The sequence below is a fragment of the Rhodococcus sp. T2V genome (genome assembly GCF_029269925.1).
Lineage (GTDB): Bacteria > Actinomycetota > Actinomycetes > Mycobacteriales > Mycobacteriaceae > Rhodococcus_F > Rhodococcus_F koreensis.
The window spans coordinates 1-15,451 of record NZ_JARJBD010000066.1 but is presented as its reverse complement, the minus strand read 5'-3'; the positions used below and the strand labels follow the sequence as shown (position 1 = coordinate 15,451).

Below are 15,451 nucleotides of genomic sequence, written 5' to 3'. Positions count from 1 at the left end.
TGATCGCCGCTGAGTTCGACAGCGCCTGACCTTCCCAACGGGAACGGCCCCTGGATGCTCTCCAGGGGCCGCCTCGCCTGCGTCACCGTCGTCCAGCGCGCGATGCCGGTACAGGAAACGGCACCGCGCGTTATCAACGACGGCCGAAAATTGGTTCTTGCCCACTTTCCGTGACGGTCCGCGTGTCGCTCCGCGAAGACGTTGAACGCACAGGAGATGATCGGCCGGTGTTCTCAGAACTTCTGTGACCTGCGTGTACTGCTTCCCCATCTGACCGGAGTCGCGATCGATTCCATCGACGTAACCGCCGGCGGGATCCGACTCCGGGCGGCGTCTCCGCTGGCGCAGTTCGCTTCGTGCCCGGCCCGCGAGGGTGTGTCGAGGCGGATCCACAGTCGATTCGACCGCACTCTCGCCGACGCCTCGATCGGTAACCGGCCCAGCCGTCTCGTGCTGCGGATGCGTTGGTTCTCGTGCCCGTCCGTCGAGTGCAGTCGACGGGCCCTCATCGAGCAGATTGATGGGTTGAACAGGTCATTCGCAGCACTGGCACGCCCGGATCGGCAGCTCACCGGCCGGGATCGTGCCGGATCCGGTGCCCGCCGTGGTCGCGGTGCGATCGCCGGAAGAACCGCACTGGCCGTCAGACGCGAGCTGTCATCGGACCCAGGCAGCTGCCGATCACACCGATTGTCCAGGAGCAGGGGGCATTTCGACCGGTCGCCTCACTCATCGGTTCTGAACCCGTTTGTCGAAAACGACGAGCCCGGCCCGGCGGACTACACGATGATGATGCGTATGCGGATGAAGTTTCACGAGCAGCTCGACGCACTGACCGACCGATTGGCACTGATGTGCCACCTGGCCGGGGAAGCCATCGAGACGGCCACCGACGCCCTCGTCAATGCCGCCCTTCCGCTGGCCGAGCGGGTGTTCGACCTCACCGAACAGATCGAGGAGTTACGCGGTTCGCGCGAGGAGCAGGCGATGGCGCTGCTGGCGCTGCAGGCCCCGTCGCCCGGGACCTGCGCCAAGTCGTCACCGGTGCGCACCTGGTGACGGATCTGAGCCGGATGGGCGGGCTGGTGCAGCATGTGGCCGAGAGCGTGCGCCGCCGGCATCCCGAGCACGTCGCGTCCGGGGAGGCGGAGGAATTGCTCGCCCGGATGGGGCGGGTGGCGGGCGAGCTGGCCCGAGGCGCCGAACAGGTTCTCCGCACGCATGATCCCGAGCTGGCCGCCGAGCTCGGCAGGCGCGACGACGACCTCGACGACCTGCACCGGCAACTGCTCACCCTCATCCAGGATCCGTCCTGGCTCGGCAGCATCCCGGCCGCTGTAGAAGTCACCCTGCTCGGCCGCTTCTACGAACGCTTCGGCGACCACACCGTCGTGGTCGGGCGCCGGGTGATCTTCCTGGTGACCGGCGAACAGTTGAACCCATAGATCAGCGGCCACCCGGGCGACGGCAAACCGGCTCGGCCTGGCCGCAATTGCGATGGTGGCTCTCCGCACCGCATCGCGTCGGCGGTCATCGCGCCCGCTATGGTCTTCACGGGCGGTACCGGCGCCGCGGTACCGGCGCTGAGCGCCGGGGCGTCCGGTGAAGTGGTGGTGACGGTACCTGCCGGTGAGAGCTGGACCTGCTTCGGATTCGACTCCGGCTTCAACGTCGAGACCGGTGCGTTCGGGCCCGGGGTTGCGGGAAAGGTCAGCGGTTTCGCGACGGGAACGCGACCGTCTTCTGCTTCGGCGGCACGGCGCCGTTCTCCTTCACCGGCAGCGTGGCGGTGAAATAACTCTGGTCAGTCGCCCGGGACATGGTCTCGGGCTGGTTCGTCCACCGGCCGGGTCGGTCTACCCGGTGGATCCTGGCGTGCTCGGGTCGGCGGTGAGGTCGTCGGTGTCGGCGAAGACCAGGCGCCCGTCGTCGAGGGCGATAGCCCACCGGTGCACCGGCGCCCAGGCGTGCCCGCGCTCCTCGGTGTCGGTCAGCTCGGCGTAGTCCTCGATGATCCGACCGGTCTGCGCCGGTTCGGACGGCCGGCGCACCAGCACCCGCGCGCCCGCGCCGAGCGGCCCGGGTTCGGGTTTCGGACTGCGATCCTTCTTCTCGGGCATCGGTCTGCGCCTTCCGCTCGGTTACACGTCTGGATCATAAGCACTAATGACGCGCCGCTGGCTGGTGCTTCTGCATGGCTTCCCGGACACCGGGCACACCTGGCGCCACCTCGGGCCGGCACTGGCCGCCGAGGGCTGGCGGGCCGTCGCGCCGTTCGCACGGGGATTACGCCCTCATCCTCGTCACTGGCGAACAGCACTTGTGACGAGTTGATGCGTGGCATTGCGGTGGGTCGCTGAGCGCGCGTAAATTAGAATTCGCGGATCGAGAGAGTCATCGGTAACGGTGAAAGACTCGAGAAGCAGAGATCCGGCCGAGAATGTGAAAGCATTCCCGGCCGAACCCCTGTCTGGGGCATGCCCCGTGACTTCCCGGTGTCAGCCCCCGGGGACGTTCACCACCCCTTCCGTCGAGCGAGCCTCCGCCGTCGGTGCGACGCCTGCGGCTCGTGCTGGGAGGGGGAGGGTTTATCGCATCGGGATTGGGTACGCCCGCTCCATGGTCACCGAACAGCAACCCCATCGGGATCCCCCGCGGTCGAGCGAGTTCCCCGCCCCCCCGGGCGACGGATGCCAGGGAGGAGGAGCTACAGCAATCCCTGGTGCGGGTGGTGAAGCTCCTCTCGGCCAAGGGGATCCGGTTCGCCGTGGCCGGCGACTGCGCCGCCCACCTGCTCGGCGGGCCACCCGCCGAGCAGGACGTGCCCATCGTCCTCACACCAGGCGATGCGCCGTGCGCAGCCGAGGCCTTGGCCACCGCCGGATGCGGCCCGCCGGGCGACGCGAGGACCGGCTGAACACGGTCTATGCCGGCGACACCCCGGTCGAGCTGGTGTTCGGGCGCCCGAACTCCGTCGCGGTCACCGAGCGTCTGCTGGACCGGGCCTCACCGATGCAGATCGGGAGCGCCGCGGCCCCGGTGATCACTGCCACCGATCTGATGACCGACAAACTTCACGAACTCGGCACGCACCGGTGCGACTTCGTGCCGATGGTGCAGCTCGCCCGGGCCCTGGGCGAACGGGTCGACTGGTCGGCCGTCACCGACACCACCGCCGACTCCCCCTATGCACGCGCCTTCCTGGGGCTCGTCACGGATCTGTCGATCGTGGCGACGACACCCGCCGCCGCCGGTGGAGACGCACGGTCGCATCCGACGACCCGACCCTCGGTCCCCGGACCGGAACCACCGGTCCGATGAGCAGCTCGGGCAACGGGGAGAGGGTGCAATGGTGTTCGAGTCGCAGGGCCCCGACCTGTGGCGGTCGGTGTTCGAGCGGGCCACGGACCTCGTGATGGTGTCGGACTTCGCCTCCGGACGCATCCTGTCTCTCAACCCGGCGGGAATCCAGTTGGTGGGCCTGCGCGACGACACGGACGCCCGCGCCCGGACCACCGCCGAATTCCTCACCGACGCAGGGCTGGCCCAGACCCCCGTAGTGGAGGCCGCCCTGACCCGCGACGGGCACTGGGAAGGGATCAGCGAGCTGCGGCACTTCGGCACCGGGGCGCCGATCCCGGTGTCCGTCTCCACCTTCACCGTGCGCACCGGGCAGGCCGGCCCGGCGGTGATCGCCATCATCGCCCGCGACCGCCGAGGTCGCCGAACCCAGGATCGCCGATTCCGGAAGGCACTCGATGAGACCGCGCACCGGGCCCGCGAACAACACGCCCTGGCCGAGCTCGGTCAGCTCGCCGTCGACGCCGACCTCGACACCCTGCTGCCCGCCGCCGCCGGTGCGGCCGCCACCCTCATCGGGGTACAGTGCGCCTCGATCGCCCGGCTCACCGACACCGGCGACGCGCTCGACATCGTCGCCTACCGCGGACAACCCCCGACCCCGCACAGCTTCGCCGCCGGGCCGGCAACCCAACCGGGATACGCCCTGGCCACCGGTGACGTGGTGGTCTGCCCGAACCGGGAGCACGAAACCCGGTTCGCCACCACCACGATGGCCGGCCGCGGGCTGCGCAGCGGCATCAGCGTGCCGATCAGCGACGGAACCCCGTGGGGCGTGCTCACCGTGCACAGCGCCCACCCCCGCGACTACACGGACCGCGACATCGCGTTCCTGCGGGCGGTCGCCGCCGTGCTGTCTGCCGCGATCGGCCGGATCGACACCGAAACCCGGGTGCGGCAGCAGAGCAACCGCGACCCGCTCACCGGGCTGCCGAACCGCACCGCCGCGTACCGGCGGATCACCGCCGCCCTCCACACCGCCCACCGCGATCGCACCCCGCTCGCTCTGCTGCTGGTCGATGTCGACGACTTCAAGGTCGTCAACGACAGCCTCGGCCACGCCCACGGCGACGCAGCGCTGATCCGGCTGGCGGAGCGACTGGTCCGGGCGGTCCGCCCCGCCGACACCGTCGCCCGCCTCGGCGGCGACGAATTCGTCATCGTCTGCGAGGACATCGGCACCGCAGACACCGCGGTCGACCTCGCTACCCGGATCACCACCGCGCTACGCACCCCGGACCACTCCAACGGAACCCCGGTGCCGCTGCGCGCCAGCATCGGCATCGCCGTCTCCGACCCCACCTGCACCACCGAAGAGCTGATCCGGCGGGCCGACCTGGCGATGTACCGGGCCAAGAGCGCCGGCGCCGGCGGTCACGCGGTCTACCACCCGGACGAGAGCGGGAGCTACGACGCCGACCGGGTGCTGCGAATGTCCACCGACCTGCGCACCGCACTCGACCGCAACCAGCTGACCCTGCTCTACCAGCCGATCGTCGACCTGAGGAACCGCGCCGTCGTCGCCGTCGAGGCCCTGGTCCGGTGGGCGCACCCCACCCTCGGGAACATCAGTCGCACCGAATTCGTCGCCGTCGCCGAACGCACCGGCCTGATCGGCCCTCTCGGCACCTGGGGGCTGCGCACCGCCTGCCGGCAGGCCGCCGCCTGGCCGACGCACCCCGGGACCGACGTCCGCGTCCACGTCAATGTCAGCACCGTGCAACTGCGCGACCCCCTGTTCGCCGACCAGATCGCCGACATCCTCGCCGACACCGGGCTGCCCGCACACCGCCTGGGCCTCGAGATCAGCGAGACCGCATCGGCATCGGTGACCGCCCGCACCGTCGACACCCTGACCGCGCTGCACGAGTTAGGAGTAGTGCTGCTGCTCGATCACCTCGGCACCGGACACGGCCCACTCGGATATCTCATCCGCTACCCGATCTTCGACTCCCTCAAGATCGACAGATCCTACATCACCGCCCTCCCCGGGCCACGCCCCGAGTCCGTCGTCACCGCCTTCGTCACCATCGCCCGCGCCTACGGCGCCACCGTCATCGGCAACGGAGTACAAACCCAGACCCAACTCGACACCCTCCACGCCTGCGGCTGCGACCTCGCCCAAGGCTCCTACCTCGCCGAACCCGCCCCCGCCATCACCGCACAGCAGGCAGACCACCGGGCCGGCGGCGACGGACCGAACTCGGCACCTCCACCAGCCCACTGACACGGTAGCGGTCCCCGTTCGTCTCGCAGCGACTGGTTCGACTTCTGCAGGGTGGCGATCTGCTCGCGGAGCTTGACCTCGTTGTCGGGTATTCCGTGGCGGGTTCGTCGCTGTACGTAGAAGAGATCTTTGAGGTCGGTGTGCTTGTGGGTCAGTTTGTTTCGCTTCACCCCGGCTTCTTGCGCGAGGGTGACGATGTCCAGCTTGCCGGACGACCGCAGCGGTGTTCCCGCGAACAAATCGCTGCATGGCCGCGGTGATGGCACGCCGGTCGTCGTCATCGGTCAACGTCGGTCTCCTCGCGGTTTCGTGGTGCGGGTCTTCTCGGCGAGCGCATCCAGCCCCAGGTCGAGTTCCTCCTGACCCTCGTCGAGTTTGTCGCGGGTGACCTGCATCAACGCGGCCAACTCGCTGTCGGTGTTGGCCGAGCCGAGATGTTCGAGAATCGTGCGCCGCCCGCCGTTCTTGGCCACGATCTGGACCGCCGTCGCCCCCGACGCGGTCCGAACCTTGCGGATATAGGCAGCCTCGACTAAGACTTGCTCGAGACATCCGACCCTGCCATGCCGAGATGATCTGCCCGCGCACGGCCCCAAGAGGATTCACACCTGCAATGCAGGCAATACCAACCTTGTTTGCATTCGAATTGATGTGGGTCACGGATCAGTGCGCCAGGAAACGGCCGTTACTGAGACGCCCACAGGTGAGACACCGGCCGGATTTGGGTGTGCCGGGCCGCGCATCGGCTGTCGGTGTCGAAGGCTGCTCGGCGGATGTCCCGGAAGCGAATCGGTTGTGACCACGCGAAGCCGGTCATCCGACTTCGCGTGCCCTGTGGCTTCCCTCGGTTTCGCGGAAGCTCATCCGGGAGTGACCCCTGGCCGCCTCCGCTCGGCTGCCGGCGAACCACCCGTCGGGTCCGACCTCCGAGCCGACGCGCGGCAGGTACTCGGTGTAGACCAGCTGCGCGACCAGACTTCTGCGGCTGTTGACGCCGGTCTTGGCGAAGATGCTCTTGAGATGGTCCTGGACGGTGTAGGGACTGATGTACAGCCGCCGGCCGATCTCCTCGCACGTTCTCCCTGCGAGAACCTGCTCCAGCACGGCGGTCTCGCGGGGGGTGAGCCCGCGCGCGGCCGCCACGAGCGACACGATCTCCGGAAGCTGGGCCCGTTCGAGGGTCACCACGACCCGCGCCGCCGGGCCCCGGCCGTCGAGGCGGCCGGCCCTTACCACGACCCATTCGCCGTCGGGTGAGCGTGTGCGCAGGACGATGCAGTCCGCGCCCGAGTTGCGCAGCCGAAGGGCCGCGGCGATCGCGGGCGACACTCGACCGGGCCCGTCGGGCGACCAGCCGAGGCGCTCGAAACGGTCCAGTACCGCAGGGGTCACCGACTCGAACTGGTTGTCCGCGCCGACGATCGCCACGGCCGGTCCGCCCGAGACCGCGGGCAGCACTCGCGGTGCCTGCCGGAGCAGTGTCGCGCGCATGCCGTCGCCGATGTCCCGGAGGACACCGGCCAGGAGTTCGACCTCGTCGTCGTTGAAGCCCGGTCCCCGCCCCCGCAGCAGGTCGCACACTCCCCAGCACGTGCCGTCCCGCCCGCGCAGCGCCATGCGGACCTCGTCGCGCATTCCGAGCGGTGCGAGAAGCTCGGCGTACGGTCGGCTGTCACGAACCTTGCCCCCGGTGGCCTCAGCGATCGTCCTGATCCCGAGTGGTCGCCGCAGCAACGATTGGAAACTGTTCACATTGGGTGTGGATCGAAGTCGAGTTCGAGCGCTAGCTGGGCCGCCCTGGGGGCGTCGTCGAAGCCGATGGCAGTCACCGCTGTCGGCACGGGTAGCGCCGGATCGACCGGGCACAGGCAGGCGCCGTCGAACCAGACACGGTCACGGATTGCGCCCAGGACGACGTTCCGGAACTCGGCGTTGTCGACCGCTCCTGACGCCGCATCACGGACCCGCGAACGCAGCGCCGGGTCGGCTCGTGCCGGGGTCATGGTCAGAAGTATCCCCCTCCAATCTGGGATTGAGTACCTGCGGCATCCGGTCCACGCTCGAATAGCGACGAATGCGAAGGAAGCCGAGGTGACCGCCATGACGACGAAGACCACGAAGACCACCATGATGTCCGACACCGACATCGAGATCATGGGCATTGTGCACGACGCGTTCCGTCGGGGCGCGGCGCGCCTCGCTCGCGCGGCACAGCGATACGGCAGCGAGGACCCGGCGACCCACGCCGCCCTGCTCGTCGGCTGGCACGGGTTCAGACACGGACTGCACCACCATCACACGATCGAGGACACCTACATCTGGCCGCTGATGCGCCGCAAGCTTGCCGGAAATCCGGATGCCGTGGCCGTGCTCGATGCGATGGAGGCCGAGCATGCGCTCCTCGACCCGGCGTTGGCACAGGTGCAGACGGCGTTCGACGATCCCGATCACGGACACGAACGGCTCGCCGACCGAGTCGACCATCTCCTGGGCGTCCTGCACTCGCACCTCGCCCACGAAGAACGCGAGGCCGTGCCGCTGATCCGGGAGACGATCACGGCCAAGGAATGGCAGCGCATCTCCAAGGACGCGATGCACGACCTGACGTACCGGGAGAAGGCCGACGCGGCACCATATTTACTCGAGGGCGCCTCGGAGGAACGGGTCCGTGTTCTTCTCGACATGCTGCCCCCGCCGCTGCGGTTGATGTACCGCCACCGCTGGAACCCGCGCTACCTCCGAGTGCGGCGGTGGGAGTGACGCCGTGACCCCTCGACGTCGAGGCGATAATTCCCATCGATCCCCGCATCGATTTGCCTGACGCACACTGTCCACGACGCAAACGCGCAGGTCGTGAGTCGGACGTGTCACCCGACTGAAGATATCGGTCGTTTCTGACGCACTGATCCCGTGAGACACATCAATCGCGGCGGTGGTGGAGCCAGCGAAGCGATTCGAATGCAATCAATGCTTGTATTGGCGGGTCAGCTGTCGGGGGTAAGCAGGTCGGCGAGGTTGTCCAGGCTCGCCCGCATCATGCGGGAGTACGCCTTCGTGACGAGTGGGTCCGCCAGCTTGCCGAAGACCCCTCCGAGACCGCTTTCTGTGTCGACCCGATAGGTGAACAGTGTCCCGCCGTCGACCTCCTCGAGCCGCGTCGTCGCGGTGAAACCGACCTTGCTCCCGTCCACCGACTTGGACGTGGCCACCTTTCCTGGCTGGTACTCGACGAATTCGCTCTCCCAGTCGATCCGCTTACCGAGGACTCGGGTCACCCCGCGCCACCGGGTACCCACCCCAAGCTCCCCGTCGGTGACCTGCTCGCATTCGACCATCGACGCCTCCCACGACGGCCAGTTCGCCGCATCGGTGAGAAAGTCCCATACTTCCGACGCAGGGCGGGCAATGACGACGGACTGTTCGGAAACCGGCATGGTGATCATCCCTTTTTGGTGGTGACTGGATCGGGCCGTGACCGGCCTCTTCACGCTCCCGGTGCGTGGGCAGAAGAATAAAGACCGGTCCGTCTAATGGTCCTCTCATGCCAGCGTCGCTGTCACTGATGGTTAGCACGACAAAGCGCTGGCAGACGGTGTAGACGAAAGGTGTCTCGCAAGTCCAGTGCCAGTAACGGTCGAATGACAGACAACCCAAAACAGCGCATAACTATCCAGAGCACGTCGTCTGGTGTCCCGTTCGTCGCCCCGATTCGGGATTCGTCTCCGGTCGGGGCCATCGGGATCGCTGCAGCTCAGCTCGTTCCGGTCACGGCCGACTTTCGGGACGTGCCGGCCATCCTTCCGCCGAAACACCGAGGCCACCAACCGCACCGTCGTCTGCGCCGACGCCGCCCACCCACCTGCGGTGACCACGATCTTCGCCGGCCGCGCCCGACTCCGGGCACTGGACCCGCAACCGATCACCACCGGACTCGAAGCCGACGTGTGCGCCTTCTGGCCGATGAACCACCACACCGACCCACCTCCCGCACCCCGCCCACAGGTGGGCTCGCACCTTCTCCTGGTCGCCGGAACCCACGACCCCGTCACGCCGATCGCCGATGCCCTACGTCGCCAACAACAATGGGCGCGAAGCGGGCTGATCAGCTCAACCGACACCTGGTCGCACGGAGTATTCGCCAGCCAACACCTCCCCTGCGTCGACGACGCCGTCGCCGACTTCCTGCTCGGCTCCGTCGCCACCAGTAGGCATTGCCCCGGCTCAGGGCTTCCCCGTTGATCATGACGTGCCAGAAGCCGCCAGAATTCCTCGGCCAGTGCGCCTGTCCGCGCCTAGCGGCGGGACCGGACACCTCTTCATGTTTCACATCGTCGAGAATCGATCGCTTGTCGACGAACAGGTTCGAAACCGATCAGGGCGGGCCTCCGATCGTGAAACGCTGCTCAGCGCCCGGAGACGTCATGGCCCACCGATTTCACCAGGCACCGGTCAGTGAGTCGCATCCGTCGACTTCGCGAGTGCGGGTAGTGGTCGGTTGAGGGACATCAGCTGGGACTGTGAATCTCCTATGCATGAAGTGAAGTCAGGACCTCACGGCACCAACCCGAACCACCTCGGCGAACATTCCCTCGGCCAGCAGCAGGTAGACCACCACCCGCGAAGGCAGATCACACACTCGGGCCCCAGAACTTGCCGGTCTCGGTCAATGCGATGTCGACCACGTCGAAGCCCACGATTCGGGTCAGCCCGCCGAGATGACCCGAGGCGAACCAGCCTCCCGCGACGGTGACACCGGTGATGACGAAGCGGCAGTCCGCGAACTCCCGGGCCGAGGACGCCTTGGAGGACGCCCACTTCCACCGGAGCTCCGCGACCCCATCCGTGCACCACACGCCCAAGACCCGCATTCTTGACCGCCAGCCCTCCCCGCCCACTACACGGATTTGCGGCCAGCCGACCGGGACCGGCGCACCTCGGCGCGTTGCGCCTCGAGTTCGCGGTGCAGTCGACGATCGTCCAGCGCCAGGGCCGTCGCGGCGCGGACGGCCGCGATCAGCCGCGGCTGATCTGCCACAGCCTTGTCGTAGACCAACGCTCCCACCAGGACACCGTCGCGTTTCAATGCTGTCGCCGCTCGGGGATCGTCCCGATGCGGCAGAACCTGCGGACGACCCTGTGCGTCGACGTACCCCTCCCGGGTGCGCGAGAACGCCCACACGTCGAGGCCGGGGTCGCGCAGCGCGCGCCGAATGGTTTCGACGAAGCCGTCACCGACCGGGGCGGCACCGATCTCGATCATCAAATCGCGCACCTCCACTCGGGCGACCCGGTACCGCCACAGTCCGACCAACACCGCAAGGGGAATCAGCGCGGTCGAGGGATACCGCAGCAGCAGGGTCCACGCGTACTGCGGACCGTGCACCCAGACCGACGCGAGCGGCGTCCAGAATGTGGCCGCCGTGCCGATCAGGACCGCAAACCACAACGGTGCGACCGCGGCCCGATACGCCCGCGAGCCCGACCGCCACCGGGCGGCCACAACACCGATCAGGACGACGCTCATCACGACCCCCACCACACCCCACCCCACCTGCAGCGCCCGGAACATCGCCGGATCGTCGCGCACCAGCAGCAGGTTCACCGTCGCCGGGCGGGGCGGTGTGAGCGAGCCCGGGCCGAGGAACGCCAGCTCAGACACCACCGACACTGCGGAATACACGTAGCAGCCGCCGACGAACCGTCGTTCCCATCGGTGACGCAACCGCCCCCAGGGAAAACTGAGGACCAACTGAATCAGAACCGGCACATACATGTTCGTCAGAAGCACGCCGCCGGTGAAGAGCACGGGAACGCCCGCGAGCCGAAATCCCTTCGTCAGCCACAGCACCCCAGCCACCACAAGCAGCCAGCCGAGGCTGTCCCGTGGCCGATGCCAGCCCGCGACGAGCCCCGCCCCCACGAATACCGCACCGACCATCAAGAAGAGCCCGAACTCCACCGGACCGACCGCGTCCTCGACCACCCGCCAGTCGACGGACACCGCCACCACAGCCGCCAGAACAGTCGCGGCCGAGGCGCCGAGCGTCATCGACCCTCGCAACACCGGATGCCACCTCGATCCTCGACCGGGCCCACACCCGCACCGCGTGCGGACAGCCGACGCCCTCCGCCCGCACCCCGGGAACGGTCGGCGGCACATCGGTGTCGCCGCCGATTCGCTGCACAAGAGTTCATGATTCGCTTCGTGCGGCCGTCGCCCCGTGACTCGGCATTCCTCAGTGGGCACAGCCCATCCTCGTCACCGCCAGCACACGACGCCACCACCCTCGGGTGCCCGCACCCGAGCCCCGGGTGTCTCGATTCGCCACCTCCGGTGGGTACCGGCCCCCGCGGGGGCCCGTCACGGGGAGGGTGCGGAGCAGTAGCGAGGCGGTGCGCCACATAGAGGAGCACGCCGAGTTCGCGGCGCCATTCCTCCGGCAACGGCGATGCTGCGGGCACCGACCGGCCGACATAGGCTGATGCTCGTGGAAACGGCCGGTCCCGTGATACGCCCCGCAGGTATCAGTGATGCTCCCGCGATCGCCGCCGTGCACGTCGCCGCCTGGCGCGCGGCCTACACCACTCTCATGGATCCGGCATATCTCGCGGGATTCACCCACCACGCGTCGACACGTCGGTGGCGAGAGATCCTCGCAGCCGGCCATCCGGACAGTCGGGTGCTCGTCGTCGTCGAGGACGGCGCGCTAACCGGATTCTCCGCGGTGGGGCGCCCCCACGATGCCGTACCCACCGGCGTCGGCCAGCTCTACGCGATCAACGTGCACCCCGACCGGTGGGGTACCGGACTCGGTGCCCAACTACTCACCCAGTCGCAGCGTGCGCTGACACAACTCGGATACCGCGCCGCCTACCTGTGGGTGGCGTCCGGCAACATCCGCGCGATCGACTTCTACCTCCAGCACGGATGGACCTCGGACGGCATCACCAAGTGGGACAACGAGTTCCATCCACCCATCCCGGAGGATCGGATGTCCATCACCCTGACCGAGCACGACAGTCGGCCACGAAGGTGACGTTCCCGAAGGCCACCCAAGACAGTCACAGATCGTCCTTTCCATGGGCGGAAATTGTCTTAACGGCCACATCACACCACCATGACCAGAACCCGTACCGGTACGCCCGCATCCGACCGTCCGCCAATTCGGTACCGCCGTCGGCGTCCCAATGTGCGCCGGCTTCGCGGCGGACGCGTTCACCGAGCGCGAAAGTCGCCGGGGTGGTGCCCGAGCACGGAGCGGGCGTCGATGAGTGTGCGAGACCCGCCGACGATCTGACATGCCGGTGTTCCGGCCCACCGATGCCCGAGATGCCGATGTTGCGGTCCACGCCGACCACTCCGACGAACACCCTTACCCCCGCCACCCACCCGAACTCACCGATGACCCCATCCGGTGGCCCGATCCCAGTCCGCTGGACCAGTGGTGGCAGCAAGTGATGTCCAGCAGCGGTGGATGATGGCGCACCATCGCGGATGGCCGAGTACAACACCGGAACGCGCTCCGGGGCCCTGTGGCCTCGACCGCAACTACCGGCCGACCCCGGAGGGGGCCACTGGCCACAGCGGCCGCCACTCTCACGGGTTCGCTACGCGCCGGGCCCAACAATCAGGGGCGGTGTCGGCCGCGGCGTGGTTGCGGCATTCCCGATCACGGCATCTCCCCCATCGTCTGAGCTGACTGGAGGTCGTGTGGACAGTATCGGGTTGCGGGCGTGGCCCTTCCGACGTCCCCGGGACGTGTCATCCGCCCAGTTCAGTGATAGGAACGCGCGGTGATCGACACGGACAAGGGATGGCCCGGCGGCGAGGACACCACCACACGATTCTTCGACGGCGTCGACCGATAGAGGACTGCGAACCCGCCGCCCGGACCCCGAGTCCGGGCCGCGGCGCGTCTGCAGCTCGGCAACTTTCCGGCGCCCGCACCAGCAGCGCTGGTGGGAGGCCCTGGCACTGACAATGCCCCTCGCCGCAACAGCCGCGGCGGCACTGGCCACCGTCACGCTCGGCGGCGTCCTGATGGTCCTGCTCGTGGCGAACGCACTCCTGCCGGTCGGGGTATTCGTGTTCGCCGTCTGCGCGCTGCAATTGGCGACCCGAGCCCGCCAGGATGATGTCGCCCCGACACCTCGTCGGTACCCCCACATCACAAACCGGGGACAAGCCATCACACCAGGTCACAGCCCCATCACACCCGGAAGAACCGACCCGTACCCCCGTAGCCTGGAGACCGTGGAAGAGCAGCCCTCGGCACAGAAGGTCGACCCCGCATGTGCGGACGAGTTCGTCGACCGCTGGGGCACCACCTGGAACGCCCGCGACCCCGCACAGCTCCTCGAACTACTCACCGACGACATCGTCTATCACAACTCCGCCTGGCCCACGACCATGCGCGGCAAAGCCGACGTACGCGAATTCCTCGACCACACCTGGCGCGCATACCCCGATCTGACCTTCGAGCTGATCGCCAGCCCCCACATCGCCGGTGGCGGCGCCCGCGCCGCCTACTGGTGGCAAGCCACGGCCACCACCCACCAGGGCCCCATCGACCCACCCGGCATCCCCGTCACTGGCAAACACATCGAATTCGACGGCGTCGACATCCACAAATACCGCAACCACAAAATCGGCACACTAAGGATCATCTGCAACATGAACGACATCGCCATGCAACTGGGCCTGCTCCCCGCACCCGGAAGCACCGCAGAGAAAGTCATGATCGGCATGCACAAACTCAGATCCCGCCTCACCCGCTCCTGAGCCACCCCACACCGGGACGTGTCATCCTCCCAGCACAGAACGTGTCACCACGAGCGCGATCCTCACCGAGGTATCGAGCGGGCCGTGGGCACGACTTGCCCGAGTCATTCACATACAGACAGAGTGATCGCATGACCGACCTCGACCAACCGACAGCCGGCGCACGCCAGCAGCCCGGCACCCCGGCCGACGTTCAGCTGCACCTCACCAACGCCGCCGCGGCACTCCGGGACGTGATCGTGTGAGCACCCCCGCCGACCTCGACGAGCAGGTAACCCAGATCCGGGATGCGCTGCACGCCCTGCGCCGGACCCTCCTCGACCTCGAGCGCACCTACGCAGCCCTCGACGCGCACACGCTCGACGTGAACGAGCCCGGCGACCCGACCACCGCACCGGAGACGTTGGAGAGCGCCGTCGACGCCCTCCGCGCCGCCCAGGACACCCTCGGAATCGCCGACGCCGACCTCGACGTAGCGAAGCGGCACACCGCACGGTTGACAGAACGCCCATGACCGCCGCCGGTGCCGACCGATCCACTCGCCGATAACAGCAAAATGTCCGCAGCAGGCCCGCTCGGAAACGCTTCGGGCGTGACCTCCGGCACCACACCCACCTGGGCTGTTGCAGACTGCTACAGTGGTGTCGAGAGGAAGGTGCACGACATGGCAGCCACATCCCCCACTCGAATCGACAACGAGCTCTACGCATCGGCGAAACTGGTCGGTGGACGGATGAGCCGCAGCGCCGCGCAACAGATCGCGCACTGGGCGCGGATCGGCCGCGAGCTGGAGGCCTCTCACAGCGTGTCCTACCGCGACGTCGCCGACGTGCTGGACGGCCGACGCGACTACGACGAGCTGACCGACCGGGAACAGGCGGTCGTCCGCGCCGAATGGACCGAGCGCATCACCGAGCGCCGCGAAGGACTGAACCTGGCAGAACAGTTCGCCGACTCCGGCCGTTCCTACGTCGAGCTGGACAAACACGGGAACATCGTTCGGCACCCCGCACACGAGGGCGGGTCGGCCGACGCTTGAGCCCCGATCCCGTCCTGCACGCCATCGCCGGACCGAACGGTGC

Annotated in this window: 16 protein-coding genes and 3 pseudogenes; 12 read left to right on the top strand and 7 right to left on the bottom strand. The window is 67.9% G+C overall.

Going from position 1 to position 15,451, the window contains the following annotated elements:
* Positions 1-798: 798 nt before the first annotated feature.
* Together phoU and P3H15_RS37415 are read left to right on the top strand one after the other, a co-directional pair.
* Positions 799-1,445, top strand: a pseudogene (gene phoU / locus P3H15_RS37420) (phosphate signaling complex protein PhoU).
* A gap of 99 nt (positions 1,446-1,544) precedes the next feature.
* Positions 1,545-1,798: pseudogene (locus tag P3H15_RS37415) on the top strand (hypothetical protein).
* Between the two features lie 58 nt (positions 1,799-1,856).
* Here P3H15_RS37415 and P3H15_RS37410 read toward each other — a convergent pair.
* The gene (locus tag P3H15_RS37410; protein WP_276141875.1) at positions 1,857-2,120 is read right to left on the bottom strand and encodes a hypothetical protein; all 264 of its coding nucleotides are present in this window, start codon (positions 2,118-2,120) and stop codon (positions 1,857-1,859) included.
* Positions 2,121-2,181: 61 nt separating this feature from the next.
* On the opposite strand from P3H15_RS37410, the pseudogene P3H15_RS37405 reads away from it, so the two are divergent.
* From P3H15_RS37405 to P3H15_RS37390, 4 genes and pseudogenes are all read left to right on the top strand, one after another.
* Positions 2,182-2,286, top strand: a pseudogene (locus P3H15_RS37405) (alpha/beta hydrolase); the annotation flags it as partial.
* A gap of 445 nt (positions 2,287-2,731) precedes the next feature.
* Complete coding sequence (locus P3H15_RS37400) at positions 2,732-2,917, top strand: hypothetical protein (protein ID WP_276141873.1); 186 nt, start codon at positions 2,732-2,734, stop codon at positions 2,915-2,917.
* Positions 2,884-3,321 (top strand): hypothetical protein, encoded by a 438-nt coding sequence (locus tag P3H15_RS37395; protein ID WP_276141872.1) that lies wholly within the window; start codon positions 2,884-2,886, stop codon positions 3,319-3,321. Before P3H15_RS37400 ends, P3H15_RS37395 begins: the two co-directional genes overlap by 34 nt.
* A gap of 28 nt (positions 3,322-3,349) precedes the next feature.
* Positions 3,350-5,587, top strand: coding sequence for a bifunctional diguanylate cyclase/phosphodiesterase (locus P3H15_RS37390; RefSeq protein ID WP_276141871.1), 2,238 nt, complete (start codon positions 3,350-3,352; stop codon positions 5,585-5,587).
* Between the two features lie 284 nt (positions 5,588-5,871).
* Here P3H15_RS37390 and P3H15_RS37385 read toward each other — a convergent pair whose 3' ends face one another.
* From P3H15_RS37385 to P3H15_RS55555, 3 genes are all read right to left on the bottom strand, one after another.
* Positions 5,872-6,060 carry a hypothetical protein gene (locus P3H15_RS37385; protein ID WP_276141870.1) on the bottom strand — a complete coding sequence of 63 codons (189 nt, stop codon included), beginning with the start codon at positions 6,058-6,060 and terminating at the stop codon, positions 5,872-5,874.
* A gap of 340 nt (positions 6,061-6,400) precedes the next feature.
* A complete protein-coding gene (locus P3H15_RS37380; RefSeq protein WP_346348821.1) occupies positions 6,401-7,339 on the bottom strand; it encodes a LuxR C-terminal-related transcriptional regulator in 939 nt (312 codons plus the stop codon).
* Positions 7,336-7,590 (bottom strand): hypothetical protein, encoded by a 255-nt coding sequence (locus tag P3H15_RS55555; RefSeq protein WP_346348820.1) that lies wholly within the window; start codon positions 7,588-7,590, stop codon positions 7,336-7,338. The genes P3H15_RS37380 and P3H15_RS55555 overlap by 4 nt, the downstream gene beginning before the upstream one ends.
* Before the next feature lie 97 nt (positions 7,591-7,687).
* Here P3H15_RS55555 and P3H15_RS37375 point away from each other — a divergent pair, with 97 nt between their 5' ends.
* Positions 7,688-8,347 (top strand): hemerythrin domain-containing protein, encoded by a 660-nt coding sequence (locus tag P3H15_RS37375; protein ID WP_276141869.1) that lies wholly within the window; start codon positions 7,688-7,690, stop codon positions 8,345-8,347.
* Between the two features lie 224 nt (positions 8,348-8,571).
* On the opposite strand, the gene P3H15_RS37370 is transcribed toward P3H15_RS37375, so the two are convergent.
* Positions 8,572-9,030 carry an SRPBCC family protein gene (locus P3H15_RS37370; protein ID WP_276141868.1) on the bottom strand — a complete coding sequence of 153 codons (459 nt, stop codon included), beginning with the start codon at positions 9,028-9,030 and terminating at the stop codon, positions 8,572-8,574.
* 421 nt (positions 9,031-9,451) lie between these two features.
* Between P3H15_RS37370 and P3H15_RS37365 the strand changes: the two genes are divergently transcribed.
* Entirely contained in the window at positions 9,452-9,826 is a 375-nt protein-coding gene (locus P3H15_RS37365; protein ID WP_276141867.1) for an alpha/beta hydrolase, read from the top strand.
* Between the two features lie 389 nt (positions 9,827-10,215).
* On the opposite strand, the gene P3H15_RS37360 is transcribed toward P3H15_RS37365, so the two are convergent.
* Together P3H15_RS37360 and P3H15_RS37355 are read right to left on the bottom strand one after the other, a co-directional pair.
* Positions 10,216-10,440, bottom strand: a complete 225-nt coding sequence (locus P3H15_RS37360) for a hypothetical protein (RefSeq protein WP_276141866.1) — start codon at positions 10,438-10,440, stop codon at positions 10,216-10,218.
* A gap of 41 nt (positions 10,441-10,481) precedes the next feature.
* Positions 10,482-11,651, bottom strand: a complete 1,170-nt coding sequence (locus P3H15_RS37355; RefSeq protein WP_276141865.1) for a hypothetical protein — start codon at positions 11,649-11,651, stop codon at positions 10,482-10,484.
* Between the two features lie 424 nt (positions 11,652-12,075).
* Between P3H15_RS37355 and P3H15_RS37350 the strand changes: the two genes are divergently transcribed.
* From P3H15_RS37350 to P3H15_RS37335, 4 genes are all read left to right on the top strand, one after another.
* Positions 12,076-12,624 (top strand): GNAT family N-acetyltransferase, encoded by a 549-nt coding sequence (locus P3H15_RS37350; protein ID WP_276141864.1) that lies wholly within the window; start codon positions 12,076-12,078, stop codon positions 12,622-12,624.
* A gap of 944 nt (positions 12,625-13,568) precedes the next feature.
* On the top strand, positions 13,569-14,369 hold the full coding sequence (locus P3H15_RS37345) for an ester cyclase (protein ID WP_276141863.1): 801 nt from the start codon (positions 13,569-13,571) through the stop codon (positions 14,367-14,369).
* A gap of 241 nt (positions 14,370-14,610) precedes the next feature.
* Positions 14,611-14,883 (top strand): hypothetical protein, encoded by a 273-nt coding sequence (locus P3H15_RS37340; protein ID WP_276141862.1) that lies wholly within the window; start codon positions 14,611-14,613, stop codon positions 14,881-14,883.
* Positions 14,884-15,033: 150 nt separating this feature from the next.
* Positions 15,034-15,408, top strand: coding sequence for a hypothetical protein (locus tag P3H15_RS37335; RefSeq protein ID WP_276141861.1), 375 nt, complete (start codon positions 15,034-15,036; stop codon positions 15,406-15,408).
* Positions 15,409-15,451: the final 43 nt, after the last annotated feature.

Bases quoted from the DNA above. Each gene is read 5' to 3' on its own strand.
- P3H15_RS37375 (WP_276141869.1), top strand. From the start codon at position 7,688: ATGACGACGAAGACCACGAAGACCACCATGATGTCCGACACCGACATC.
- P3H15_RS37370 (WP_276141868.1), bottom strand. From the start codon at position 9,030: ATGATCACCATGCCGGTTTCCGAACAGTCCGTCGTCATTGCCCGCCCT.
- P3H15_RS37335 (WP_276141861.1), top strand. From the start codon at position 15,034: ATGGCAGCCACATCCCCCACTCGAATCGACAACGAGCTCTACGCATCG.
- P3H15_RS55555 (WP_346348820.1), bottom strand. From the start codon at position 7,590: ATGACCCCGGCACGAGCCGACCCGGCGCTGCGTTCGCGGGTCCGTGAT.
- P3H15_RS37345 (WP_276141863.1), top strand. From the start codon at position 13,569: ATGCCCCTCGCCGCAACAGCCGCGGCGGCACTGGCCACCGTCACGCTC.
- P3H15_RS37390 (WP_276141871.1), top strand. From the start codon at position 3,350: ATGGTGTTCGAGTCGCAGGGCCCCGACCTGTGGCGGTCGGTGTTCGAG.
- P3H15_RS37395 (WP_276141872.1), top strand. From the start codon at position 2,884: ATGCGGCCCGCCGGGCGACGCGAGGACCGGCTGAACACGGTCTATGCC.
- P3H15_RS37410 (WP_276141875.1), bottom strand. From the start codon at position 2,120: ATGCCCGAGAAGAAGGATCGCAGTCCGAAACCCGAACCCGGGCCGCTC.